General features: G+C 68.3%; 29 protein-coding genes. 8 read left to right on the top strand and 21 right to left on the bottom strand.

Going from position 1 to position 24,593, the window contains the following annotated elements:
• The 4 genes from trpB to LI94_RS10955 form a co-directional block, all read right to left on the bottom strand.
• A partial coding sequence (gene trpB / locus LI94_RS10970) for a tryptophan synthase subunit beta (RefSeq protein ID WP_046301198.1) occupies positions 1-1,236 on the bottom strand: 1,236 nt, incomplete at its 3' end.
• Positions 1,237-2,055, bottom strand: a complete 819-nt coding sequence (gene trpC, locus LI94_RS10965; protein ID WP_024443093.1) for an indole-3-glycerol phosphate synthase TrpC — start codon at positions 2,053-2,055, stop codon at positions 1,237-1,239.
• Between the two features lie 102 nt (positions 2,056-2,157).
• Positions 2,158-2,820, bottom strand: a complete 663-nt coding sequence (locus LI94_RS10960; protein WP_046301197.1) for a TIGR02234 family membrane protein — start codon at positions 2,818-2,820, stop codon at positions 2,158-2,160.
• On the bottom strand, positions 2,813-4,354 hold the full coding sequence (locus tag LI94_RS10955; RefSeq protein WP_046301196.1) for an anthranilate synthase component I: 1,542 nt from the start codon (positions 4,352-4,354) through the stop codon (positions 2,813-2,815). Before LI94_RS10955 ends, LI94_RS10960 begins: the two co-directional genes overlap by 8 nt.
• A 154-nt stretch (positions 4,355-4,508) precedes the next feature.
• Here LI94_RS10955 and LI94_RS10950 point away from each other — a divergent pair, with 154 nt between their 5' ends.
• Positions 4,509-4,973 carry a peroxiredoxin gene (locus tag LI94_RS10950; protein WP_024443096.1) on the top strand — a complete coding sequence of 155 codons (465 nt, stop codon included), beginning with the start codon at positions 4,509-4,511 and terminating at the stop codon, positions 4,971-4,973.
• Between the two features lie 40 nt (positions 4,974-5,013).
• On the opposite strand, the gene LI94_RS10945 is transcribed toward LI94_RS10950, so the two are convergent.
• The 11 genes from LI94_RS10945 to hisD all read right to left on the bottom strand — a co-directional run bounded on the left by LI94_RS10945 (position 5,014) and on the right by hisD (position 14,746).
• The gene (locus LI94_RS10945) at positions 5,014-6,057 is read right to left on the bottom strand and encodes a hypothetical protein (RefSeq protein ID WP_024443097.1); all 1,044 of its coding nucleotides are present in this window, start codon (positions 6,055-6,057) and stop codon (positions 5,014-5,016) included.
• Between the two features lie 266 nt (positions 6,058-6,323).
• The gene (locus LI94_RS10940; protein ID WP_046301195.1) at positions 6,324-7,277 is read right to left on the bottom strand and encodes a hypothetical protein; all 954 of its coding nucleotides are present in this window, start codon (positions 7,275-7,277) and stop codon (positions 6,324-6,326) included.
• A 177-nt stretch (positions 7,278-7,454) separates the two neighbouring features.
• Positions 7,455-8,234, bottom strand: a complete 780-nt coding sequence (locus LI94_RS10935) for a hypothetical protein (protein WP_024443099.1) — start codon at positions 8,232-8,234, stop codon at positions 7,455-7,457.
• A gap of 36 nt (positions 8,235-8,270) precedes the next feature.
• Positions 8,271-8,618 (bottom strand): phosphoribosyl-AMP cyclohydrolase, encoded by a 348-nt coding sequence (gene hisI, locus LI94_RS10930; RefSeq protein ID WP_046301194.1) that lies wholly within the window; start codon positions 8,616-8,618, stop codon positions 8,271-8,273.
• A 5-nt stretch (positions 8,619-8,623) separates the two neighbouring features.
• Complete coding sequence (gene hisF / locus LI94_RS10925) at positions 8,624-9,409, bottom strand: imidazole glycerol phosphate synthase subunit HisF (protein ID WP_024443101.1); 786 nt, start codon at positions 9,407-9,409, stop codon at positions 8,624-8,626.
• Positions 9,410-9,467: 58 nt separating this feature from the next.
• Positions 9,468-10,283, bottom strand: a complete 816-nt coding sequence (locus tag LI94_RS10920) for an inositol monophosphatase family protein (RefSeq protein ID WP_046301193.1) — start codon at positions 10,281-10,283, stop codon at positions 9,468-9,470.
• A 6-nt stretch (positions 10,284-10,289) separates the two neighbouring features.
• A complete protein-coding gene (gene priA / locus LI94_RS10915; protein ID WP_024443103.1) occupies positions 10,290-11,030 on the bottom strand; it encodes a bifunctional 1-(5-phosphoribosyl)-5-((5-phosphoribosylamino)methylideneamino)imidazole-4-carboxamide isomerase/phosphoribosylanthranilate isomerase PriA in 741 nt (246 codons plus the stop codon).
• A 20-nt stretch (positions 11,031-11,050) separates the two neighbouring features.
• Positions 11,051-11,674, bottom strand: a complete 624-nt coding sequence (gene hisH, locus LI94_RS10910; protein WP_024443104.1) for an imidazole glycerol phosphate synthase subunit HisH — start codon at positions 11,672-11,674, stop codon at positions 11,051-11,053.
• The gene (hisB, locus tag LI94_RS10905) at positions 11,671-12,279 is read right to left on the bottom strand and encodes an imidazoleglycerol-phosphate dehydratase HisB (RefSeq protein ID WP_046301192.1); all 609 of its coding nucleotides are present in this window, start codon (positions 12,277-12,279) and stop codon (positions 11,671-11,673) included. The genes hisH and hisB overlap by 4 nt, the downstream gene beginning before the upstream one ends.
• Entirely contained in the window at positions 12,276-13,391 is a 1,116-nt protein-coding gene (locus LI94_RS10900) for a histidinol-phosphate transaminase (RefSeq protein WP_192830954.1), read from the bottom strand. The genes hisB and LI94_RS10900 overlap by 4 nt, the downstream gene beginning before the upstream one ends.
• A gap of 29 nt (positions 13,392-13,420) precedes the next feature.
• Positions 13,421-14,746: a histidinol dehydrogenase gene (gene hisD / locus LI94_RS10895; protein WP_192830953.1), complete on the bottom strand. Its 1,326-nt coding sequence runs from the start codon at positions 14,744-14,746 to the stop codon at positions 13,421-13,423.
• A 159-nt stretch (positions 14,747-14,905) separates the two neighbouring features.
• On the opposite strand from hisD, the gene LI94_RS10890 reads away from it, so the two are divergent.
• The 4 genes from LI94_RS10890 (at position 14,906) to LI94_RS10875 (ending at position 16,715) form a co-directional block, all read left to right on the top strand.
• On the top strand, positions 14,906-15,310 hold the full coding sequence (locus LI94_RS10890; protein ID WP_024443108.1) for a nitroreductase family deazaflavin-dependent oxidoreductase: 405 nt from the start codon (positions 14,906-14,908) through the stop codon (positions 15,308-15,310).
• Positions 15,311-15,334: 24 nt separating this feature from the next.
• Positions 15,335-15,745, top strand: a complete 411-nt coding sequence (locus LI94_RS10885; RefSeq protein WP_024443109.1) for a nitroreductase family deazaflavin-dependent oxidoreductase — start codon at positions 15,335-15,337, stop codon at positions 15,743-15,745.
• A 315-nt stretch (positions 15,746-16,060) separates the two neighbouring features.
• The gene (locus LI94_RS10880) at positions 16,061-16,288 is read left to right on the top strand and encodes an AbrB/MazE/SpoVT family DNA-binding domain-containing protein (protein WP_024443110.1); all 228 of its coding nucleotides are present in this window, start codon (positions 16,061-16,063) and stop codon (positions 16,286-16,288) included.
• Positions 16,281-16,715, top strand: coding sequence for a type II toxin-antitoxin system VapC family toxin (locus tag LI94_RS10875; protein ID WP_046301189.1), 435 nt, complete (start codon positions 16,281-16,283; stop codon positions 16,713-16,715). The genes LI94_RS10880 and LI94_RS10875 overlap by 8 nt, the downstream gene beginning before the upstream one ends.
• A 115-nt stretch (positions 16,716-16,830) precedes the next feature.
• Here the strand turns inward: LI94_RS10875 and nadC are convergent, their stop codons facing one another.
• From nadC to nadA, 3 genes are read right to left on the bottom strand one after another with little or no spacing between them, the layout of a single operon-like run.
• Positions 16,831-17,688 carry a carboxylating nicotinate-nucleotide diphosphorylase gene (gene nadC, locus LI94_RS10870; RefSeq protein ID WP_024443112.1) on the bottom strand — a complete coding sequence of 286 codons (858 nt, stop codon included), beginning with the start codon at positions 17,686-17,688 and terminating at the stop codon, positions 16,831-16,833.
• The gene (locus LI94_RS10865; RefSeq protein WP_046301188.1) at positions 17,685-19,274 is read right to left on the bottom strand and encodes an L-aspartate oxidase; all 1,590 of its coding nucleotides are present in this window, start codon (positions 19,272-19,274) and stop codon (positions 17,685-17,687) included. Before LI94_RS10865 ends, nadC begins: the two co-directional genes overlap by 4 nt.
• Entirely contained in the window at positions 19,271-20,323 is a 1,053-nt protein-coding gene (gene nadA, locus LI94_RS10860) for a quinolinate synthase NadA (protein WP_024443114.1), read from the bottom strand. Before nadA ends, LI94_RS10865 begins: the two co-directional genes overlap by 4 nt.
• A 45-nt stretch (positions 20,324-20,368) precedes the next feature.
• On the opposite strand from nadA, the gene LI94_RS10855 reads away from it, so the two are divergent.
• On the top strand, positions 20,369-21,061 hold the full coding sequence (locus LI94_RS10855) for an NUDIX domain-containing protein (protein WP_024443115.1): 693 nt from the start codon (positions 20,369-20,371) through the stop codon (positions 21,059-21,061).
• Positions 21,062-21,103: 42 nt separating this feature from the next.
• Positions 21,104-22,441 (top strand): lipase family protein, encoded by a 1,338-nt coding sequence (locus tag LI94_RS10850; RefSeq protein WP_024443116.1) that lies wholly within the window; start codon positions 21,104-21,106, stop codon positions 22,439-22,441.
• Here the strand turns inward: LI94_RS10850 and LI94_RS10845 are convergent.
• The 3 genes from LI94_RS10845 to bioB are packed head-to-tail and all read right to left on the bottom strand — an operon-like array spanning position 22,407 to position 24,273.
• Complete coding sequence (locus LI94_RS10845; protein WP_024443117.1) at positions 22,407-23,039, bottom strand: DUF2567 domain-containing protein; 633 nt, start codon at positions 23,037-23,039, stop codon at positions 22,407-22,409. The genes LI94_RS10850 and LI94_RS10845 overlap by 35 nt on opposite strands.
• A complete protein-coding gene (locus LI94_RS10840; RefSeq protein ID WP_024443118.1) occupies positions 23,036-23,275 on the bottom strand; it encodes a hypothetical protein in 240 nt (79 codons plus the stop codon). Before LI94_RS10840 ends, LI94_RS10845 begins: the two co-directional genes overlap by 4 nt.
• Positions 23,275-24,273 carry a biotin synthase BioB gene (bioB, locus tag LI94_RS10835; protein WP_024443119.1) on the bottom strand — a complete coding sequence of 333 codons (999 nt, stop codon included), beginning with the start codon at positions 24,271-24,273 and terminating at the stop codon, positions 23,275-23,277. Before bioB ends, LI94_RS10840 begins: the two co-directional genes overlap by 1 nt.
• Before the next feature lie 48 nt (positions 24,274-24,321).
• Between bioB and LI94_RS10830 the strand changes: the two genes are divergently transcribed.
• On the top strand, positions 24,322-24,593 hold a 272-nt coding region (locus tag LI94_RS10830; protein WP_046301199.1), incomplete at its 3' end, for a helix-turn-helix domain-containing protein.

The raw sequence follows: 24,593 nt of genomic DNA, 5'->3' as shown, positions 1-24,593 counted from the left end.
GATGTGTATAAGAGACAGTTCCACGTCCTTGTCGCCACGGCCGGACACGTTGACCACGATGACCTTTTCGGGCCCCAGCTCGGTCGCCAGCTTGAGCGCACCGGCCACCGCATGTGCTGACTCGATTGCCGGGATGATTCCTTCAGTGCGGCAAAGGATTCCGAACGCGTCCATTGCTTCGGCATCGGTGATCGGGCGATACTCGGCGCGTCCGGTTTCACGCAGCCAGGCGTGCTCGGGGCCCACCCCCGGGTAGTCCAGCCCGGCCGAGATCGAGTGCGACTCGATGGTCTGACCGTCGTCGTCCTGCAACAGGTAGGAGAACGATCCCTGGAAGGCGCCCGGGGTTCCGCCGGCGAATGTCGCGGCGTGCCGGCCGGTGTCGACGCCGTCGCCGCCGGCCTCGAATCCGATCAGCCGGACCGCGGGATCGTCGAGGAACGCGTGGAAGATGCCGATGGCGTTCGACCCGCCGCCCACACACGCCACCACGGCGTCAGGCAGTCGGCCCGCCATCTGCTGGATCTGAACTCGCGTCTCCAGGCCGACGATCCGCTGGAAGTCGCGCACCATGGTGGGGAACGGGTGCGGCCCGGCCGCGGTGCCGAAACAGTAGTAGGTGCGGTCGGCGTTGGTGACCCAGTCCCGGAAGGCCTCGTTGATGGCGTCCTTGAGGGTCTGCGAACCGGATTCGACGGAGACCACCTCGGCGCCCAGCAGTCGCATCCGTGCCACGTTGAGCGCCTGTCGGCGAGTGTCGACGGCACCCATGTAGATCACGCATTCCAGGCCGAGCAACGCGCAGGCGGTGGCCGTGGCGACCCCGTGCTGACCGGCGCCGGTCTCGGCGATCACCCGGGTCTTGCCCATGTGTCGGGCCAGCAGTGCCTGGCCGAGCACGTTGTTGATCTTGTGAGAACCGGTGTGGTTCAGGTCCTCTCGCTTCAAGAAGATGCGGGCCCCGCCGGCGTGTGCGGTCAGACGCTCGGCCTCATACAGCGGTGAGGGTCGGCCGGTGTAGTGCGTCTGCAGGTCGTCGAGGGTGTTCAAAAACTCCGGGTCGTTGCGCACCTTGTCGTAGGCGGCGGTGACCTCTTCGATGACGGCCATCAGCGCTTCGGCGACGTAGCGGCCCCCATAGACGCCGAAATGCCCGCGGGCATCGGGATCATGTGCGGACGGCTCAGCCACTCCGGCGCTGGCACGCGGAATAATCGGGTGCGTGGTGTCTGACATTTAGCGAGCCGGCTTCGGGCAGGACGGATGCTTACCCGCACTGACCAAATCGGCAACGGCCGCCCGCGGGTCGCCACTGGTGACGAGTCCCTCGCCGACCAGGACAGCGTCCGCACCGGCACCGGCGTAGGCCAGCAGGTCCGCGGTGCCCCGCACCCCGGACTCGGCGATCTTGACCACCTCGGTGGGCAGTCCGGGCGCGATCCGCGCGAAACAGTCGCGGTCGACCTCCAGCGTGGTCAGATCACGCGCATTGACACCGATCACCTTGGCGCCGGCGGTCAATGCGCGGTCGGCCTCTTCTTCGGTATGCACCTCGACCAGTGCGGTCATGCCGAGCGACTCGGTGCGGTCCAGCAGGGATTCCAATGCCTGTTGTTCAAGCGCCGCCACGATCAGCAGCAGCATGTCTGCGCCGTGGGCGCGGGCCTCGTGAATCTGGTACGGCCGCACGATGAAGTCCTTGCGCAGCACCGGAACCGACACCGCGGCACGTACCGCGTCCAGGTCGGCCAGCGAGCCGTTGAACCGGCGCTGCTCGGTCAGCACGCTGATCGCGCGGGCCCCGCCGTCGGCGTAGGAGCCGGCCAGCTCTGCCGGGTCGGCGATGGGCGCCAGTTGGCCTTTGGACGGACTGGCGCGCTTCACCTCGGCGATGACCGCGATGCCGGGCTCACGCAGCGCTGCCATCACGTCCCGTGGCGCTGGCATGGCCTCGGCCGCTGCCTTGACTTCCGCGAGCGGGACGAGGGCCTCTCGGGCGGCAAGGTCGGCGCAGACTCCCTCGATGATGGAGTCGAGAACGGATGCCGAACTCATGACTGCCGCTTCCTCTCCCGCGTCCAGTGGACTTTCGTCGAAGACCTTTATGAAGGGTAACGACCGTCGCTGTCCGCGGTGTCACCGGCCCGTCAAGAACACCTAGCCGTCGGGGTCCGGCGCCCCATCATCTGCATCCCCGGTGGGGTCACGGCCCTCGTCGAGGGCGTCCCACATCATGCGTTCCGAGAGCTGCGGGCCACCCGGGTCGGCGCGCTCGCCCGCCGCGACGTCACGTGCCGCCGCGCGCCGCTCCGCAGGTGCCGAGTACTTGGTCACCCGGCCGGCGCTGTGTGCGGCGACGCGCATCAGCAGCACCGCCGCAGCCAGGACACCCACGGCGGCGACCATGCTCAACGCGGCCCCGCTCAGACGGCGCTCGGTGCCCAGCAGTGAGGTCAGCGGAATCTCGGCGATGTCCAGGGCCCGCAGGGTGACGTCGCGGGCCGCCCACATGCTGGCGGCCAGATAACCGCACGCCAGACTCACCGCAGCCAGCACCACCGCCAGCACCCGCAGCTGCCACCCGCGCACCGCCATCGCCGCGACGGCGGCGGCCAGGCACAGCAGCGCCAGAGGCAGCAGCGCTGTCGACCAGGACGCGCCGGTGAGGGTGATCTGCTTGGGCTGCCCGAGTCCGTCGAACGAGCGGATCAGGACCCACGGCAGCCGTGCGGCGCCCCAGAGAACTCCGGCGGCCGCCACCAGCAGCAGTTGTGCCCCGCGCAGCGCGCGAGTGTCGTTGCGTTCGCGACCGTCAGCCATCGGTCCAGGGCGCTGCCAGTGTCTCGGCGGCGGCGATGGCGGCCAGCACGGCCCGAGCCTTGTTGGATGCCTCGGTGTATTCGTAGGGCCCGTTGGAGTCGGCGACCACTCCGCCGCCCGCCTGGACGTAGGCGGTGCCGCTCCGCATCAACGCCGTGCGGATCGCGATCGCGAAGTCGGCGTTGCCGGCGAAGTCCAGATAGCCGACGACGCCGCCGTAGAGGCCGCGCCGGGTCTTCTCGACCTCCTCGATCAGCTCCATCGCGCGCACCTTGGGTGCCCCGGACAAGGTGCCCGCCGGGAAGCACGCGGTCACGGCGTCCAGCGCGGTCCGGTCGACGGCGAGCTCTCCGGTGACGGTGGACACCAGGTGCATGACGTGGCTGTAGCGCTCGATGTGGCTGTAGTCGGAGACCCGCACGGTTCCCGGAACACACACCCGGCCCAGGTCGTTACGGCCCAGATCGACCAGCATCAGGTGCTCGGCGAGCTCCTTCTCGTCGTTCAACAGGTCCTTGGCCAGCAGCTGGTCTTCATCCTCGGTCGCCCCCCGCCACCGGGTTCCGGCGATCGGGTGGGTGGTCGCGCGGCCGTCCTGGACGGTCACCAGCGCTTCCGGGCTGGAACCCACGATCGAGAAGGCCAGTCCCCCGTCGTCGTCGGGCACCTGCAGCAGGTACATGTACGGGCTCGGATTGGACACCCGCAGCATCCGGTAGACATCGAGGGGGTCCGCCGGCGTGGTCATCTCGAAACGCTGCGAGGGAACCACCTGGAACGCCTCGCCGGCCTCGATCTCGCCGACCAGCCGCTCAACGATCGCCCCGTACTCCTCGGCGGTGCGCTGACCGCGGTAGACCGGGTCGGGCCGGTCGAAGGTGGCGACGCTGGATTCCAGCGGCTGGCTCAGCGCCGCGGCCATCACGTCGAGGCGGGCGAGCGCGTCGTCGTAGGCCTCATCGACGCGCTCGTCGGTGCCGTTCCAGTTGACCGCGTTGGCGATCAGGGTGATGGTGCCCTCGTGGTGGTCGACGGCGGCCATGTCGGTGGCCAGCAGCAGCAGCATGTCGGGCAGCTGCAAGTCGTCGACGGCCAGTTCGGGCAGCCGCTCCAGGCGACGCACCAGGTCGTAGGTGAAGAAACCCACCAGGCCGCTTGACAACGGCGGCAGCCCGGGGATGGCGGCCGTCTCCAGCAGCGTCAGTGTCTGACGCAGGGCCTGCAACGGATCCCCGCCGGTGGGTGCATCCTGCGGTGCAGCCCCCAGCCACACCGCTGCGCCGTCGCGCACCGTCAACGCCGACGTCGTCCCGGCGCCGATGAACGACCACCGCGACCACGACCGGCCGTTCTCGGCCGACTCCAGCAGGAAAGTGCCGGGGCGGTTGGCGGCCAGCTTGCGGTATGCCGACAGCGGTGTCTCGGCGTCGGCCAGCACCTTGCGGGTCACCGGGACCACGCGGTGCTCAGCCGCCAGCGCCCGGAAGTCCGCCCGGGATGTGACGCCGGCCTTAGCAGTGCTCGTGGTTTGCACGCGCCCATCTTCCCAGACATCGGCGGGTCGCCAGAACCAGCACTGGCGATCGCTGGGGGCACCTTCGGCTCGCCGGGGACGGGCCGGCGCAACCGCATCGCCCGCTCACCACTACCGTCGCCGCCGCACCCGCACCCGGAGTAGCGTGACCGCCATGAAAACCGGTGACACCGTGGCCGACTTCGAGCTCCCCGACCAGACCGGGGCGCCGTGCAAACTCAGCGACCTGCTGGCCGGTGGGCCGGTGGTGCTGTTCTTCTATCCGGCCGCCATGACGCCGGGGTGCACCAAGGAAGCCTGCCACTTCCGCGACCTGGCCGGCGAGTTCGCCGCGGTCGGGGCCACCCGGGTGGGGATCAGCGCCGACGAGGTGGCCAAGCAGGCCAAATTCGCCGACCAGCAGGGCTTCGACTACCCGCTGCTGTCCGACACCGAAGGCACGGTGGCACAACAGTTCGGCGTCAAGCGCGGCTTGCTGGGCAAGCTCATCCCGGTCAAGCGCACCACGTTCGTCATCGACACAGACCGCACGGTGCTGGATGTGATCGCCAGCGAATTCTCCATGGACACCCACGCCGACAAGGCGCTGGAGGTGCTGCGGGCGCGCTCGTCAGCCTAGCGGGCGGTAGCACCGGGCACCAACGAGTCGGCTGACTGCCCTAGTCGGCGTCCTGCTCTGCTTCGGGCGCGTCCGCGATCTCAGCGGCGGGCGCTTCGGGCAGATCGGGCACGTGGCGGTTCTCTCCGACGGTGGTGTCGATCCAGTTTCTGATCTCGCTGAGGTGGGTGACGATTCCGGCCCGCTCGCGCTTCAGCAGTTCCACTTCGGCCTGTGTGCGGTCGGTGAGCACCTTGGCTTCGCGCTTGGTGCCGGCGATCAAGGAGGACGCCTCCAGCCGGGCCTCTTTGTCGAGCTTGGCGATATTGGCCTCGGCCTGTTCCCACGCCGCCTTCATCTTCTGGTCCAGGCGGTGTTGGGCCTCTCGGCGGTTGCGCTCGTCCTCTTCCCAGGCCAGTTTGATCTGCTCGTCCAGGGATTCCTGGGCGGCCCGGCGGTTGCGTTCGTCCTCTTCGGCCAGGCGCTGGTACAACTCGCGGCGGCTGCGTTCGGCCTCTTCGATCTCCCGGGCGATACGGCTGCGCTCCTCGTGCGCGATCTGCAGGATCTGCTCGGCTTCCTGGGTCGCGGCCTCGAGGATCTTGGTCCGGCGGGCGTTGGTGGACGCCTGGAACTCCGAGAGCGCCTCACTGGCGGCGGCCCGATCGTGTTTGGCGGCTTCCAACTGCTCGCGCAGTTCCGCGGTCAGCGCCTCGGCGTCCTGGCGGGCCAGTTCCTTGGTGCGTCGCGCCTCCTCGGAGGCGATGCGCATCATCCGCGCAATGCGGTCGGACATGCCCTCGACGGAGTCCACCGGACCGGTGACCTGCTCGAACTGCGATCGCAGTTGGGCCAGTTCGGCGGTGAGACGTTGTCGTTCCGAATCTGCCTCGGCGGTCATCCGGACCACGTCGCTCTGCAGCCGGGTGACCTCAGCGACGAGCTGTTCGCGGTCGATCAGCGTCTGCGACTTCGTTGCTTCCAGGGATTTGCTGCGGTCCTGCAGAATATCGATCTCGTGGTGCAGACGTGCGATGTAGTCGGAGACCTCGTTGCGATCGAAACCGCGCATCTGCGTTTCGAATTCGGGAATCTCTAGTGCCACCGGCGTACTCCTAAGCACCTGACAGGTTCGGTCTGCGGGTCGATGGGCAACCAGCGTTCAACCGAGTTGGCTTGTGCGGGAGGCCAAATGGGCATGCTGGCTCCAGTCCCCACGCGACGGAGCGTATCAGACCCACAAGTGCGTGTCACCGGCCTTGCAGTGGGGAAAAGCCCCTTAAGCGCGGACGATCTTCGCGAAATCAGGACTCATTTGCCGTCCTGAGGGATTGGCGGTTGACTCCAGTTCCGGCGACCGTGTGGGGTCCCCTAACGGGTATTGATCCAGTTCTTGATCAGCTTCAGGTCGCCGACGAGTTCGGTGCGCTCCTGCTTCAGCTGATCCACTTCCGCTTGAGCGCGTTCACTGATCACCTTGACTTCGTGCTGCGCGGCGGCGACCAGTGTCGCAGCCTCCCACTGCGCCTCCGTTTCGAGCTTGGCGATAGCGGCCTCGGTCTGTTCCCAGGCCGCCCGCAAATTCTGGTCCAGCCGACGCTGCGCCTCAGCGCGGTGACGCTCGTCTTCCTCCCAGGCCAGCTTCAATTGCTCGTCGAGCGTTTCGTGCGCTGCCAGGCGGTGGCGTTCTTCCTCCTCGGCCAGGCGCTGGTACACCGCACGGCGGGTGCGCTCGGCTTCTTCAGTCTCCTCGGCGATGCGGTCGCGCTCCTCATGCGCCAGCCGCAGAATCTCCTGGGCTTGTGCCGTCGCGATCTCCAAGATCTTCGTCCGGCGCATGTTGGCCGAGGCCTGCAATTCGGCCAGTTCCGCGGCGGCGGCCGCCCGGTCGGCTCTGGCGGCGATCAGCTGCTTGCGCAGGTCCCCGCTCAGCGATTCCGCCTCCTGGTGGGCCAGTTCCTTGGTGCGCCGGGCTTCCTCTGAGGCGATACGCATCATCCGGGCGATGCGATCCGACATCCCCTCGACGGTGTCGACCGGTGCCGTGATCTGTTCGAACTGGCTGTGCAGCTGCGTCATTTCCGCAATGAGTTCCCGACGCTTTGCCTCGGCCTCGGCAGTCCGCTGCGCGAGGTCATTCTGCAGCCGCGCGATCTCGGCGGAAAGCCGTTCGCAGTCGGATCGAGCGTGCCCCCTGGCCGAGTCCAGGGATTTAGTGCGGTCGCGCAGAATTTCAACTCTATGGTGAAGCCGACCAAGGTAATCAGCGACCTCATTGCGATCGAACCCGCGAAGCTGAGTTTCGAATTCAGGAATATCCAGCATCCGCGACTGACCCCTTCTCCCGACAAGACCTGGTCGTCTGCCGGGCGCTACCCGGCTTCTGGCCGAACGTAATTGCTAATGAAAGCAAGTCGGCTATTGCACGATAGCTGCCGCGCGGGGAATCGTAGCAGACAGGCGCGGAGGTGTCACCAATGATTCAAATGGCAGCGCAGTGGTTCAGTGCGGGCGATTTTCGCGAAACCAAGTTTCTCGGCCGGACAAAGCAGATTCGCGATCAGCCTGAAGAGAAGCATTCACGTGAGTTTCTGCGTTAACTTGATTCGCGCGATTAACTTGACCCGTTGTGCGCTCTATCTGGCCGACGATTTTCGCGCGCGCGTCGATGAGTTCGGCCAAGCGCCGTTGGGCGTCGGCGACGTGGCTGGTGATCGCCTGATTCATCTCGGTCAAGATCGCCGAGGCGTGGCTCTCGGCTTCCTTCATGATCTCGGCGGCACTGAGAACGGCCTGTCGCCGCAGGTGAGCGGCTTGCGCGCGTAGCTGCTTGTGCTGGGTTTCCAACTCGGCCCGCAACTCAGCCGCCTCCCGGCGCTGCGCCTCGGCGTCTGCGAGAATCGCCGCGGCTTCGTTCTCGGCCGCGGCGCGCAGTTCGTCCGCGAAGTGCTGCGCCTCCGCGCGGATGTCGTCTGCTTCTGCAACCGCTCCGTTGAGGATGCCGGACAGCCGATCACTTAGATCGACAATGTCGCCCGGAATCGCCGAGGCCAACTCATTGAACTTCGCCGACGCGGACTCCAGGTGCGCCTGCGATTCACTGAGCTGGTTTGTCAGCGCGACTATCCGCGATCCGTCGCGCGGCATGTGTGCCTCGATGTCGCTAACGGTGCCCTGCGCATAGTGCGAGTCGATCTGGAGCGACAGCCGCTCCAACTCCAAACCCCTGGGACGCGGCTCGTGCTCCAACTGGTACCAGTCATCAGGCTCGTCGGAGTTCACAATCGGCCAGCATACCGCTACGCAGCTATGCGCGAATCAATCTGCGGGACCGAGTAACACGTCCGCGTCAAAACAGCTGTGATCACCGGTATGGCAGGCACCACCGGTTTGATCGACGGTCAGCAGCAACGTGTCACCGTCGCAGTCCAGTCGCACCGCATGCACGTACTGGGTGTGGCCTGACGTCGCGCCCTTGATCCACTGCTCATTGCGGGAACGCGAAAAATACGTCGCCTCACGGGTCGCCAGGGTGCGGGCCAACGCCTCGTCGTCCATCCAGGCGACCATCAGGACGTCGCCGCTGCCGCGCTCTTGCACCACTGCTGCGATCAGCCCGTCGGCGTTGCGCTTGAGTCGCGCCGCGATCGCCGGATCCAGGGACATCGGACTCATCGCACCGTGATCCCCTCTGCCGCCATTGCGGCCTTGACCTGGCCGATGGTGAGTTCCCGGAAATGAAAGACGCTGGCGGCCAGGACCGCATCGGCACCAGCACCCACCGCCGGGGCGAAATGCTCTGCCGCACCGGCTCCCCCGCTGGCGATCACCGGTACGTTCACCGCGGCCCGAACCGCGCGCAGCATCGACAGATCGAATCCGGCTTTGGTTCCGTCGGCATCCATCGAGTTCAGCAGGATCTCCCCCACGCCGAGCTCCACACCGCGAATCGCCCACTCGACCGCGTCGATACCGGTGCCCTGCCGGCCACCGTGGGTGGTGACCTCCCATCCGGAAGCGGTGGGCGGCGAACCGGCCGGGACGGTACGGGCGTCGACCGACAACACGATGCACTGGGAACCGAACTGGCGGGACAGCTCCGCCAACAGTTCCGGGCGCGCGATCGCGGCGGTGTTCACCGATACCTTGTCCGCGCCGGCGCGCAGCAACACGTCGACGTCGGCGACCGTGCGTACTCCGCCGCCGACGGTCAGTGGGATGAACACCTGATCGGCGGTGCGTGCGACGACCTCGAGCATGGTCGCCCGGCCCGACGACGACGCCGTCACATCGAGGAAGGTCAGCTCGTCGGCTCCCTCGGCGTCATAGGCCGCGGCCAGCTCGACCGGGTCGCCGGCATCGCGCAGGTTGGCGAAATTGACGCCCTTGACGACGCGGCCGCCGTCGACGTCCAGACACGGAATGACCCGTACCGCTACATCACTGTGCCTATGCATCGGTCCCAGCTTCGCCTCTCCTGCGTCGAGCCTCGCTGAACCGCTGGGCTTATCCATCTCAGTAGTCCCCCGGTGCGCCGACTCGCCTGAGGATCTCGAGGATCTGATCGTGTACCCCGGGCGCGGCGACCAGTGCCGAATCCGAGCGGGCCGTCCACGCTGCGCCGGCCAGGTCGGTGACGATGCCGCCGGCCGCCCGCACCATGGCCACACCGGCAGCGTGGTCCCAGATGTGGTCGCCGAAACTGATCGCCCCGCCGAGGGTCCCGTCGGCGACATAGGCCAAGTCGATTCCGGTGGCGCCGTGCATTCGGGTCCGCGAGGTCACCCGGGTCAGGCCTTCGAGCACCGCAAGTCGGTAGCGGCCGGGGAACCGGCCGCGCCACTCGACGTTGAAGGTGCCGATGCCGACCAACGAGTCGGCCAAGTCAACGGTTTTCAGTGGCGGCTGCGCCACCCCGTTGCGAATCAGCGGGCCACCGGCGACCGCGGTGTAGCGCTGGTCGGCGAAGGGCAGCCAGGTCAGCCCCGCGACCGGCTCACCGTCGCGCAGCAGCCCCAGCAGGACCGCCGACATCGGCGATCCGGCGGCGTAGTTGAACGTCCCGTCGATGGGATCGAGCACCCACACCAGCGGCGAATCGATCGGGGGCCCACCGAACTCCTCGCCGTGCACCCCGATTCCGGTCTCGGCCACCAGCGCTTCGGTGATCTGCCGTTCCAAGGCCAGGTCGACCTCGGTGGCGAAGTCGTTGGCGCCCTTGCGGACCGCAGAGTCGGCCCGGTGGCCGGCGAGGAAAGGCTCGGCGGCGACATCGAGGATCCGCGACGCCGCTGCGACCAGCGCGCCCAGATCCGCGGTGTCCAGCGCCATGTCGGCCTACTCCTGCACCGTGGACAGCGCCTCGGGCAGAGTGAAGCGACCCGCGTAGAGCGCCTTGCCGACGATGGCGCCCTCGACGCCGCGGCCGACCAGCGTGGCGATCGCCCGGAGGTCATCCAGGCTCGACACTCCCCCGGAGGCGATCACCGGGGCGTCGGTGCGGTCAGTGACCGCGCCGAGCAGCTCCAGGTTCGGGCCGCCCAGCGTGCCGTCCTTGGTCACATCGGTGACCACGTAGCGCGAACAACCTTCGCGGTCAAGACGTTCCAGCACCGGCCACAGGTCACCGCCGTCGGTCTCCCAACCGCGGCCCCGCAGCCGGTGGATGCCGTCGGGGTGATCGGGGTCGATCTGCACGTCCAACCCGACCGCGACCTTCTCGCCGTGCTCAGCGATCGCTCGCGCGCACCACTGCGGGTTCTCCAGGGCCGCTGTGCCCAAATTCACCCGGGCGCAGCCGGTGGCCAGCGCCGCCGCCAGCGTGTCGTCGTCGCGGATGCCGCCGGACAATTCGACCTTCACATCAAGGCGCCCAACGACATCGGCAAGCAGCTCACGGTTCGATCCGCGCCCGAAAGCGGCATCCAGATCGACCAGGTGGATCCATTCCGCGCCGTCGCGCTGCCAGCCCAGCGCGGCGTCCAGCGCCGAACCGTACTCGGTCTCACTGCCGGCCTTGCCCTGCACCAGACGAACCGCACGGCCATCGACCACGTCGACGGCCGGCAGCAGAACCAGCGCCTTGTTCACAGCAGTACTCACAGTGCCTCCACCCAGTTGCTCAACAGTGTCGCCCCGGCATCCCCACTCTTTTCGGGGTGAAACTGGGTGGCGGCCAATGGCCCATCCTCGACAGCCGCCACGAACGGTACCTGATGAGTCGCCCAGGTCACCAAAGCCTCTGGACGCCCCTCCCACCGTTGCGCGGCGTAGGAGTGCACGAAGTAGAACCGGGTGTCGGCGTCCAGACCGGCGAACAGGGTGCTGCCGGCCGCGGAGTCCACGACGTTCCAGCCCATGTGTGGGATCACCGGGGCATCGAGCCGGGTGACCGCGCCCGGCCACTGGCCGCAGCCGGCGGTATCCACCCCGAACTCGACTCCGTGTGCGAACAGGATCTGCATCCCGACGCACACGCCGAGTACCGGCCGGCCGGCCTGCACTCGTTCGGCGATGATCTTGTCGCCGTTGACCTTGCGAAGCCCGGTCATGCACGCCGCGTACGCCCCGACGCCCGGCACCAGCAGGCCGTCGGCGTCGGTGGCGGCGTCGGCGTCGGCGGTCACCTCGACCTGGGCGCCGACCCGTTGCAGGGCCCGCTGGGCGGAGCGCAGATTCCCCGAACCGTAGTCCAGGATCACCACCCTGGGAGAGCTACTCACAGGGCTCCCTTGGTGGACGGCACGCCGGTCACGCGAGGGTCGGGCTCCACGGCCTGGCGCAGCGCACGCGCGACCGCCTTGTACTGGGCCTCGGTGATGTGGTGCGGATCGCGCCCGTAGAGCACCCGCACGTGCAGCGCGATGCGTGCGTTCGACGCCAGCGTCTCAAACACGTGCCGGTTGATCACGGTGTGGTAGGGCGCCTGCGTTCCAGCAATCGTGGTGTGCGCCAGGTGATCCGGTTCCCCGGTGTGCACGCAGTACGGTCGGCCCGACACGTCGACAGCGGCGTGGGCCAGCGTTTCGTCCATCGGGATGAACGCGTCGCCGAATCGGCGAATGCCCTTCTTGTCGCCCAGCGCCTCGCCCAGCGCCTGTCCGAGCACGATCGCGGTGTCCTCGACGGTGTGGTGGGCCTCGATCTCGACGTCGCCGCGGGCGCGCACCGTCAGATCGAAGCTGGCGTGACTGCCCAGTGCGGTCAGCATGTGATCGAAGAACGGCACGCCGGTCTCGATGTCAACGATGCCGGTGCCGTCCAGGTCGAGTTCGACCGTGATGTCGGATTCGCGGGTGGCGCGTTGCACCCGGGCGCGGCGGGTCATGATGCTCCTAATGACGGTTGGGCGAGTTCGGTGGCCGCAAGCTGTTTGCTGGCGGCGAGCAGTGCGTCGTTCTCCTCCGGAAGCCCGGTGGTAGCCCGCAGGTAGCCGGGGATGCCGACATCGCGGATGAGGATGCCGGCATCCAGGTAACGCTGCCAGGTCGCGGGCGCGTCGGCGAACTGGCCGAACAGCACGAAGTTGGCGTCGCTGGGAATGACCCGAAACCCCATGGCGGACAACTCGGCTGAGACGCGGTCGCGTTCGGCGATCAACTGCGCGACGCTACCCAGGGTGTCGTCGGCGTGACGGAGTGCGGCGCGGGCGGCTGCCTGGGTGACCACCGACAGATGATACGGAAGGCGAACCAGCAACATCGCATCGATCACCGCCGGAGCCGCGACCAGGTAGCCCAGCCGGCCACCTGCGAACGCGAACGCCTTACTCATCGTGCGGCTGACGATCAGCTTCGCCGGGTAGTCATCGATCAGCGCGATCGCGCTGGGCTGCGACGAGAACTCGCCGTAGGCCTCGTCGACGATCACGATCCCGGGCGAGGCTTCGAGCAGGTCCTGTAGATCCTCGAGCGGAATGCTCTGTCCGGACGGGTTGTTGGGCGACGCGACGAACACCACGTCGGGGTGGTGCTCGGCGATAGCGGCGCGGGCCACATCGACGTCCAGCCCGAAGTCGGTGGTCCGGTTGGCGGCCAGCCACCGCGTCTGGGTCCCGTCGGAGATGATCGGGTGCATCGAGTACGACGGCACGAAGCCGATCGCGCTGCGGCCCGGTCCGCCGAACGCCTGCAGCAACTGCTGCAGGATCTCGTTGGAGCCGTTGGCTGCCCACACATTGTCCGGCCCCACCTCGACGCCGGTCTGGGTGGTCAGATAGGCGGCCAGGTCGGTGCGCAGCGCCACCGCATCGCGATCGGGATAGCGGTGCAGCTCCACAGCCGCCTCCCGCACCGAGCGCGCCACGTCGTCGATGAGCGCCGCGCTCGGCGGGTGCGGGTTCTCGTTGGTGTTGAGCCGCACCGGAACCTCCAGTTGCGGCGCACCATAGGGCGACTTGCCGCGCAGGTCGTCGCGCAGCGGCAGATCCGCCAGGCTGATCTGCGCGCCCGGACGGGACGGTGTAGCGCTCACTGCTCGAACCTCCGTCGAACCGCCTCGCCGTGTGCGGGGAGATCTTCGGCCGTGGCCAGCGCGATCACGTGCCCACTGACATCTTTGAGCGCAGCTTCGGTGTAGTCGACGACGTGGATGCCGCGCAGGAACGTCTGTACCGACAGTCCACTGGAGTGCCGCGCACTGCCCGCGGTGGGCAGCACGTGGTTGGAACCGGCGCAGTAGTCACCGAGGCTGACCGGTGCGTACGGGCCGACGAAAATCGCACCGGCGGAACGGATTCGGGTTGCCACTGCCGCGGCATCGGCGGTCTGGATCTCAAGGTGCTCGGCAGCGTAGGCGTTCACCACCCGGATTCCGGCGTCCAAATCGTCGACCAGAACGATCGCCGACTGCGGTCCAGACAGTGCCGTGGTCACCCGCTCGCGGTGCACTGTGGTCTGCAGCTGGGCAGTCACCTCGCGGTCCGTGGCATCGGCCAACTCGGGGCTGGTGGTGACCAGCACGCTGGCGGCCATCTCATCGTGCTCGGCCTGACTGATCAGGTCCGCGGCCAGGTGCGCCGGGTGCGCGGTGTTGTCCGCGAGTATCGCGATCTCGGTGGGTCCGGCCTCCGCATCGATGCCCACCTGCGAGCGACACAGCCGCTTGGCCGCGGTGACGTAGATATTGCCGGGGCCGGTGACCATGTCGACCGGCGCCAGTTCACCCCCGTCGGTGTCAGTACCGCCGTAGGCCAGCAATGCCACCGCCTGCGCACCGCCGACCGCCCACACCTCGTTCACACCGAGCAACCGGGCGGCGGCCAGGATCGTGGGATGCGGCAGACCGGCAAAGGCAGCCTGGGGCGGGCTGGCGATCACCAGAGACTCGACACCGGCGATCTGGGCCGGGACGACGTTCATCACCACGCTGGACGGGTAGACCGCGTTGCCGCCGGGTACGTACAGGCCCACCCGCTCGACCGGAAGCCAGCGCTCGGTGACGGTGGCGCCCGGGGCCAGCGTGGTGGTGGTGTCGGTGCGCCGCTGATCGGAGTGCACCGCCCGGGCGCGGCTGATCGCGACTTCCAGGGCGGCGCGTACGGCGGGGTCCAATTCGGCCAGCGCACGCTCCAGTGCCGCCGCCGGCACCCGGATCGTGTCCGGTCGCACCCGGTCGAATGATTCGCCGAACTCCAATGCTGCGGCGGCGCCACGTTCGGCGATCGCCTCGACGATCGGGCGCACCCGCGGCAGCACCGCCTCCACATCCACACCGCCCCGCGGCAGGGTGGCGCGCAGCTGGGCCTTCGATAGGTCCGACTGTTCGGTGCCGCGCAGGTCGATGCGTGCCATCAGGCCGGTGTTCACGCCGTCCATTGTCCCAGAGGGGCTCAAGTGATTATCGCCAAGCTCGGCCGACCCCGAAAGCCGTCCTGCGCGCCGCTTCAACGCCGGTCCGGTCGAACCCGGCTAGGGTGGGAAATCGAGCTGTGAACTTCGAGAACGGAGCACGGTATGCCCACCAGGGACCACCCCAAGAGCGTTCCCGGGGTCCCCTACATCTTTCCGGACTGGCTGGACTACCTGCAGCGCACCATCGAAAGCCCCGTTGTCAAACGATTCCACCTCCCTACCTTCGCGGTGATCGACCATCGGGGCCGAAAGTCCGGCAACCCGTACCGCACCGTCGTACGCGCCTTCTGCAAGGGCCCGCGGCTGGCTATCATGCTCGGCCACGGCAAAGCCGACTGGGTCAGGAACGTGCTGGCCGCCGGGGAGGCCGACGTACACCTGTTCCGGCGCGACGTTCGCGTCACCAACCCGCGGATCGTGCCGGTCGGCGGCGACACCAGCGGCCTGCCGTGGATCACCCGGTTGGGGTCCCGGCGGGTCGGGATACTGGTCGCAGACATCACCTGAAACACCACGAGGAACGGAGTCCGTATGGCTGGCGACAAGAGTGCCGGGGATGAGCCCAAGCTGCCGGTGGTGTTCCCGCCGTGGCTGGACCGGCTGCAGATCAAATACATGAACCCGGTGGTCAAGCCGCTGTCCCGGTTCCTTCCCGGCACGTCGGTAATCAAGCACCGCGGCCGTAAGTCCGGCAATCCCTACGAGACGGTGGTGACGACCTACCGCAAGGGTGACCTGCTGGCTGTGGCGTTGGGCCACGGCATGGCCGACTGGGTTAAGAACGTGGTGGCCGCCGGGGAGGCCGACGTGCGGTTGTTCCGCAGTGAACTGCACCTGACCAACCCGCGGATCCTGCCAGCCGGTACGGCCGATGGGTCCCTGCCGTGGGCCGTGCGGCTGCAGAACCGCAAAGTCGCGGTGCTGGTCACTGACATCAGCTGATGTCGGCGGGCGGCAGGTCAGCGACGACAGGGCGGTAGCCGAGAGTCCAGGTCTCGCTGATCGAGGAGATCGCGGTGCCGGGCTTCCGGCGTCATCGCCAGGAGCGACATGTCGGCTTGCACCGTCGGATCCAGGTAGGCGGGCGGGCGACGCCAGTAGGCACCCCCGAACCCGTCAGTGCAGTCATGCGGTACGGGGACCCGTCGTCATTCACAGCGCCCATGCGTGGATCCGGCCGCCCGGTCCTGTCTTACCGGGTCACGCCGATGCCTCGCGCCTGATTCTTACCGCGCCGAGTAAGAGTAGGATCGTAAGATGCGAATCACCAGCAAGGGCCAGGTGACTATTCCTCAGCACATCCGGGAACGGTACGGGTTATTGCCCGATACCGAGGTCGACTTCATCGATGACGACGGGACGGTGACGCTCGCACCGCGACGATCCGGCCGACCCGATCGAGGCGACAACGCGGTTGCCGTTCTCCGCGGAACCGGCCATCGCAGGATGTCGACCGATGAGTTGCTGCGCCTGACCCGTGACTGAGCCCTGCCGCCCCGCCGGCTACCTGGTCGACTCGAACGTGCTGCTCGACGTCGCCACCGAGGATCCGCGGTGGTTCGGGTGGTCGTCCGAGACGTTGAGCACCGCGGCGCGGACCGTGCCGTTGCTGATCAATCCCCTGGTTTACGCGGAGGTCTCCGCCAACTACGACACGGTCGAGGAACTCGACGAGGCTCTGCCCGAGGCCCTGTTTCGCAGGGCTCCGCTGCCCTATCCGGCCGGATTCGTCGCAGCGCGCGCGTTTCTGGCCTACCGCTCGCGGGGCGGCGCACGGAGATCACCGCTACCAGATTTCTACATCGGCGCGCACGCGGCGGTGGACCGACTCGGCCTGGTAACTCGGGATGCTCGTCGGTATCGCAGCTATTTCCCGACCGTGGAGTTGATTGCCCCGGACTCCGGCGCCTGATCGCCACACCGGGATCGCGAGTGTGCGGTTTCATCCGCAGCGGGCGGCGCGTCGCGGATGAAACCGCACAACCGAGCAGACGGGGATGGCGGTAGCGGCAGCGGGGCCACCTGACTTACATGTCCAGGCCGATGTCGAGCACTCGCACCGAATGGGTGAGGGCTCCCACGGCCAGGTAGTCGACTCCGGTGGCGGCGTAGGCTCCCGCGCTGTCGAGGGTCAGCCCGCCCGAGGACTCCAGCAGTACGCCGGGGGCGCGCGAGTCGCGTCGCTGCACCGCCATCTGGGTCTGCCAGACCTCGAAGTTGTCCAGGAGCACCAGCTCGGGCCCCTCGGCGAGCACCTCGTCGAACTGCTCGAGTGAATCGACCTCGACCTCGCAGGGCACGTCGGGCGCTGCCGCCCGCACCGCCCGCAGCGCCGCGGCCACCGAACCCGCCGCGGCCACATGGTTGTCCTTGATCAGCGCGGCATCGCCCAGGCCCATCCGGTGATTTACCCCGCCGCCGACGCGTACCGCGTACTTCTGCAGCAGCCGCAGGCCGGGCAGCGTCTTGCGGGTGTCGCGGATGCGCGCTGACGTGCCGTCTACGGCGTCGACCCAAGCCGCGGTGGCCGTTGCGATCCCGGACAGGTGGCACACCAGGTTGAGCATGGTGCGTTCGGCGGTCAGCAGGCCACGAGTGTCGGCCTTGAGGCTCAGTACCGGTGCGCCGGCCGGCAGTCGGCTGCCGTCGGTCACCTTGTCCAACACCTGGTAGCCGTCGGCTCCGAGGACCTCGTCGAGCACCAGGAGGGCCAGGTCGACCCCGGCGATCACCCCGGGCGCCCGCGTGACCATGGCCGCTTCGGCCGTCACACCGGCGGGAACCGTTGCGGCGGTGGTGACATCGGGCCCGTAACGCAGGTCCTCATCGAGCGCGCGGCCGATGACCTGGCGCGCCTCGTCGAGTTCGGTCTCGGACAACGTCACGATGCGACCCCCGCGGGTGTCTCGAGCGCGACAAACCCGTCGCGCAGCCGGATGGTGGAACTACGGGCCTGACCAGGATCGGGGTCCGGGCAGTCGGACCGGTGGTGGCAGCCCCGGCTTTCGGCGCGCGCCGACGCCGCCGCTGTGACGACGCGGGCGGCCAACGTCAGTGCGGCGTCCTCGACACCGGCCCGGTCGGTGACCTGGCGGGCACCGGCGCCGCCCAGCAGCTCGTGCAGTCGGGTGAGGCCATGCACGTCACGGACCACCGAGGCGTCGCGCGACATCGCGTCCTGCAGCGTCTGCCGGTCCAGTGCCGTGTGCCGGGCGGGCTCGCCCACCACCGCGTCGCAGCCACCCACTGATACCGAGTGAGCTGCGGCCGCAGCGCCCGCGCGGTCACCGACCACCAGACCTTCCAGCAGGCTGTTGGACGCCAGCCGGTTGGCGCCGTGCATGCCGGTTCGGGCCACCTCGCCCGCGGCGAACAGACCGGGCAACTCGGTGCGGCCGGCGACGTCGGTGACCACCCCACCACAGCTGTAATGCGCGCCGGGAACCACCGGAATCGGTTGACGCACCGGGTCGATCCCGGCGTCGCGGCAGGCCGCGGTGACGGTCGGGAAGCGTTGCGCGAAGCCGTCGATCCCGCGCGCATCGAGATACGCGCACTCGTCGCCGGTTTCGCGCAGCCGCGCGTCGATAGCTCCCGCCACCACGTCGCGCGGGGCCAGATCCCCCATCGGGTGCACCCCGTCGGTGATCGAGGCGCCGCGGGCGTCGATCAGCCTGGCGCCTTCACCGCGCACCGCTTCGGTGATCAGCGGCCGGCGCCCGCCGCTGCCGCGGCCGTTGGCGGCTCCCGAGAACAGCATGGTCGGGTGGAACTGGATGAATTCCAAGTCGCTGACCGCCACACCGGCCCAGAGCGCCAGGGCCAGCCCGTCGCCGGTCGCCCCACCGGGATTGGTGGTCGCCCGGTACAGATGCCCCAGACCGCCGGTGGCCAGCACCACCGACGGGGTGTGAATCACGCCGATACCGTCGGCGTTGGCCACCAGCACGCCGGTGACGCGGTCGGCGTCGCGCAGGATCTCACACACCACCTGACCGCAGCGAACATCAAGTGCGGCGGCGGCCTGGTCAAGCGCACGCTGCACCTCGGCGCCGGTGGCGTCGCCGCCGGCATGAATGATGCGGCGCCGGGAGTGCCCGCCTTCGCGGGTGAGCGCCCAGTGGCCGTCGCGGCCCTGGTCGAACACCGCACCCGAGCCGGCCAGGTCACAGACCGCACGATAACCGTCGGCCACGATCGAGGTCACCGCCTCGCGGTCGCACAATCCGCCGCCGGCGGCCAGGGTGTCGGCGACGTGGTCGGCCACCGAGTCGTCATTGCCGGGCAGGACCACTGCGATCCCGCCCTGGGCGTAGTGCGTCGCCGTGGCGGCTGAGCCCGCGGCGGACTTGCTGAGTACCACCACCTCACGCCCGGCGCGGTACGCGGCTCGCGCCGCCGCCAGCCCGCCGACACCGGTGCCGATGACCACGACATCGGCCCGCTGCTGCCAGCTGGGACCAGGGGTCACTTGCTGACCGGGACGGAGTGTCCGATAGAGATCATCCGCTGCACGCTGCGGGCTGCCAGACGCGCCGTCTCGGGGTCGACATGGATCTCGTCGGCGCCCTCGGTCAGGCTGCGCAGCAGGGCCGCCGGGGTGATCATCTTCATGTACTTGCAGGCCGCCTTGCGGTTGACGGCCTCGAAGTCGACCTGCGGCGCCGCCTTGCGCAGCTGGTGGATCATGCCGACCTCGGTGGCAACCAGCACCTTGCGGGCCCCGGTGCGCGCGGCCTCCTCGAGCATCCCGCCGGTGGACAGGATCTTGACCTGCTCCTCGGGGAAATGGCCCTCGCCGACCAGGTACAGCGACGACGTCGCGCAGCCGCACTCGGGGTGCACGAACAGTGCGGCGTCGGGGTTGGCCCGGGCCTTCTCCGCGAGCTCGTCGCCGTTGATGGCTGCGTGCACGTGGCATTCGCCGGCCCAGATATGGAGGTTGTCGCGGCCGGTGACCCGCTTGACGTGCTGGCCCAGGAACTGGTCGGGAAGGAACAGCACCTCGCGGTCCGGATCGATCGCGTTGACCACATCGACGGCGTTCGAAGATGTGCAGCAGTAGTCGGTCAGTGCCTTGACCGCTGCGGTGGTGTTCACGTAGGACACCACGACCGCGTCCGGGTATTCGTCGCGCCAGGCCTGCAGTTCCTCGGCGGTGATCGAGTCGGCCAGCGAACAGCCCGCCCGGGTGTCGGGCAGCAGCACCGTCTTGTCCGGGGACAGGATCTTGGCCGTCTCGGCCATGAAGTGCACACCGCAGAACACGATGGTGTCCTCGTCGGCGGTGGCCGCGATCCGGGCCAGCGCCAGGGAGTCCCCGACGTGGTCGGCGATGTCTTGGATCGCCGGCAGTTGGTAGTTGTGGGCGAGGATCGTCGCGTTGCGTTCCTTCTTGAGCCGGAGAACCTCGGCCACCCACTCCTCGTCGGGTTCGATACCGCTGTAGCCGGCCGGCGAGTTCACGATGCGGTCGGCCAGGCTGCTTGCCCGCACACCGCTGTCGGTGAGGGTGGTCATGAGTGACTCCTTCTCAAAACAGGTTTTCGACTTACAATCGAAAACATGGTTCATACTAGCACCGCGCACGAAGTGCTCACCGTCGTCTTCCAGGTTGGCGGCCTTGATCAGCGCCGCCCCAGACTCAATGTGCTGCTGTGGGAACGCGCGCGCGAACCGCAGTCGGGGCGCTGGTCACTGCCCGGTGGCCTGCTGCGCAATGACGAGGATGTCACGGCGTCGGCCCGACGCCAGCTGGCTGAAAAGGTCGACCTACGTGAGATCGCCCACCTTGAGCAGCTGGCTGTGTTTTCCGACCCGCGCCGGGTGCCCGGCGTGCGCACCATCGCCTCGACCTTTCTGGGCTTGGTGCCCTCCCCCGCGGACCCGGAGCTGCCGAGCGACACCCACTGGCATCCGGTCGACGCCTTGCCGGCCATGGCGTTCGACCACGGACCGATGGTGGCGCACGCACACAGTCGTCTGGTCGCCAAGATGTCCTATACCAACATCGGATTCGGCTTGGCGCCAACGGAATTCATCTTGTCCACGCTGCGCGACATCTACAGCGTGGTGTTGGGCTACCAGGTCGATGCCACCAATCTGCAGCGGGTGCTGGTGCGCCGCGGGGTGATCACCCGCACCGGTACCACCGCCCGATCGGGGCGTAGCGGGGGCCGTCCGGCGGCCCGATACCGGTTCACCGACTCCGAACTTCGCGTCACCGACGAATTCGCCGCATTGCGCCCGCCCGGGTGAGTCGACTGGAATCTTAACGCCCTCTTAAGCAAGAATGCCGGGATGGATGTCGACAGTCTGGCCCGCGAAACATCTGTCGAGTGGATCGGGCAGGCCCCGCACCAGCCGCTGCAGGCCGGCGAACGCCCCCTGCCGGTGGACGAAGATCCGTTCTATGCGCCGCCGGCAGGCTTCCAGCACGCCGTGGCCGGCACGGTCCTGCGCTCCCGCGACGTCGAGCTGGCCTTTTTGGGCCTGATCCCGCAGCAACTGCAGGCCACCCAACTGCTCTACCGCACCGTCGACCGCAATAACATCCCGCAGGTGTCGGTGACCACCGTGGTGGTGCCCTCCGACCGGGACCGGACCCGGCCATGCCCGATCGTGTCGTACCAGTGCGCGATCGACGCGGTGGACGGCCGCTGCTTCCCGTCCTTCGCGCTGCGCCGCCGCGCCCGGGCGCACGGGTCTTTCACCCAACTCGAATTCGTGCTGATCGCAGCCATCCTGTCGCAGGGCTGGGCGGTCTCGATCCCCGACCACGAGGGCCGCTTCGGCCACTGGGGGGCGCCGTATGAACCCGGCTACTACGTGCTCGACGGGCTGCGCGCCGCGCTGGGCCACGACCAGCTGGGACTGTCCGCCGACGCCCAGGTGGGCCTCTGGGGCTACTCCGGCGGCGGTCTGTCCACGGCATGGGCGGCTCAGGTCTGCGGCGACTACGCCCCCGACCTCAATATCGTCGGCGTCGCACTGGGCTCACCGGTGGGCGACCTCGGCAACACCCTGCAGCGTCTCAACGGCTCATTCTGGTCCGGCCTGCCGGCCATCATGATCTCCGCGCTGGCCCGGGTGTATCCCGACCTCGACAAGGTCATCGAGGAGCACGCCACCGTCGAAGGCCGCGCACTGCTGCACTCCCTGGAGCTGGTCACCACCGCGACCGCGGTGCTGCGCCTGCACCATCGCGCCCTGGACACCTTCATCGACCGGCCGCTGGAACAGCTGATCGAACACCCCGTCGTCCAGCATGTGTTCGACGACACCCGACTGGGCGGCGCGGTCCCGGCTGTCCCGGTGCTGATGCTGCAGGCCATCCACGACCAGGTGATCTCCGTCGACGACATCGACGCGCTCGCCGAGACCTACGCGGCCGGCGGCGTGCCGATCACCTACCACCGCGATCTGCTCAGCGAGCACGTGACACTGCATCCACTGTCGGCACCGATGGTGTTGGACTGGTTGCGCGACCGGTTCGCCAACCGGCCGCTGCCGCAGGCGCCGGTGAGCAGTGCCTGGCCGGCGCTGCTGAACCCCAAGACCTATCTCGGGCTGTTGCGCCTGGGTGTGGTCGCGGGCCGGGTCATCACCGGCGGGGCGGTGCGACGCCTTCCGCTGTGACCGCCCGCTGCGGTCGCCGCACGGATTCCGGCGGATAGCCGCCCAAGTCGTCGCGGGTGCTCCACGTGGCGCACATGCCGTAGACCAATGCTGCAGTGGCGGCAGGCAGCAGCAGGGAGGCCGCGATCTGCAGCGGCGTGTGCCCGAAGAACACCGGCGGCCCCTCGGCGACGTAGTGCACCCGGTGGTCGGGGCTCACCGGCGCGGCATCCACGTCGATGCTGCCGTAGCGGCGCTGCACCAAGACGGTGCCGGTCAGGACCGCCAGCGCTGCCCCGGCAGCCAGGCCTCCCACCAGGCCGGCGATCATGCCCGGTCCCCGATGGGCCCGCCACTGCCAGGCCAGGGTGGCCGCCACCACTGCCACTACGCCCAACAGCCCGAGCAGCAGGAACGGCGCGATGAAGAAGTTCTCGGCCTCGTTGCCCAGGTAGGCCTGCACCCGCTCGCCGCCGCGGGTCAGTGCCACCACCCCGTTGATGGGCGGGGCGACCCACGCCCACAATGCGCCGATCGGCAGGCCGATGACGGCCAGTCCGGCGGCGATGGTCAGGTATGCCCGTTTCCGCGTGATCCGCGGCGCTCCGGGGGTCGTCACCGCTGGGTGTCCAGGTCGGCCGAATCCACCAGACCGTGCCGCGAACACTTGGCCCACCAGCCATCAGGGCGGACCTGCACCATCATCCGGCGCCCACAGGAGGCACAGAACCGCGGCGGCTCCAGGCCCAACTGGGCCGCGGTCGGCAACGAAGCCCCGGCGGGATCGTCGCTCTGCACGCCGGTGTAGACGTTGTAGACACCGGCTGCCACCGGAACGGGCAGGTCGCGAACCATCACAGGGTGGCGTTGAGTGCCTTGATCGGCATCTGCAGGTCGTCGAGCAGTTCCAGGTCGGTCTCGGCAGGCCGGCCCAGGGTGGTCAGGTAGTTGCCGACGATGATGGCGTTGATACCGCCCAGGATGCCCTGCTTGGCGCCCAGGTCGCCCAGCGTGATCTCCCGGCCGCCCGCGAAGCGCAGCATGGTGCGCGGCAGCGCCAGCCGGAACGCCGCGACGGCCCGCAGCGCGTCGGCGGCCGGCAGCACCTCCAGGTCGCCGAACGGAGTGCCCGGGCGTGGGTTGAGGAAGTTCAGCGGCACTTCGTCGGGGTTGAGCTCAGCCAGATCGGCGGCGAACTCCGCGCGTTGCTCCAGCGTCTCGCCCATGCCGAGGATGCCGCCGGAACAGACCTCCATGCCGGCCTCGGCCACCATGCGCAGGGTCTCCCACCGCTCTTCCCAGGTGTGGGTGGTGACGACGTTGGGGAAATGCGATCGGGCGGTCTCCAGGTTGTGGTTGTAGCGGTGCACGCCCATGGCGGCCAGCTTGTCCACCTGCTCCTGGGTCAGCATGCCCAGCGAACAGGCGATCTGGATGTCGACCTCGTTGCGGATGGCTTCGATGCCCGCGGCGACCTGGGCGAGCAGCCGCTCGTCGGGCCCGCGTACCGCGGCGACGATGCAGAACTCGGTGGCGCCGGTCTTGGCGGTCTGTTTGGCCGCCTCGACCAGGCTGGGAATGTCCAGCCACGCGCTACGCACCGGTGAGGAGAACAGTCCCGACTGCGAGCAGAAGTGGCAATCCTCGGGGCAGCCACCGGTTTTCAGGCTGATGATGCCCTCGACCTCGATCTCCGGACCACACCAGCGCATCCGCACCTCGTGGGCCAACGCCAGCAGCTCATCGAGGCGATCGTCGGGTAGCTGCAGCACTTCGAGAACCTGATCCCGACGCAACGCCTCGCCGCGCTCCAGTACCTGCTCCCGCGCCAGCGCCAGGATGTCGTCGGTCACACGTGCTCCCCTCAAAAACTTGAACGGTGTTCAGGTTAGGCTAGCGGGGTGCAGCTGCACAAACCTGACGTGGTCGCGGCGGCGACCACCATCCTGGACGACTACGGCATCGCCGATCTGTCGATGCGCCGGCTGGCGCGCGAGCTCAATGTCAGCCCCAGCGCGCTGTACTGGCATTTCGCCAACAAGCAGCAGTTGCTGGGTGCGGTCGCCGACCGCGTGCTGGCGCCCGCGTGTGCCGATCCCGGGCCGGGCAGCTGGCAGTGGCGGATCCAGACCGTGGGCCAACGCCTGCGCGATGCCTGTCTCTTATACACATC

The sequence above is a fragment of the Mycobacterium sp. UM_Kg27 genome (assembly GCF_000972905.1).
Classification (GTDB): domain Bacteria; phylum Actinomycetota; class Actinomycetes; order Mycobacteriales; family Mycobacteriaceae; genus Mycobacterium.
The sequence above is the reverse complement of the archived record's forward strand: the minus strand, read 5'-3'. Positions and strand labels throughout refer to the sequence as shown.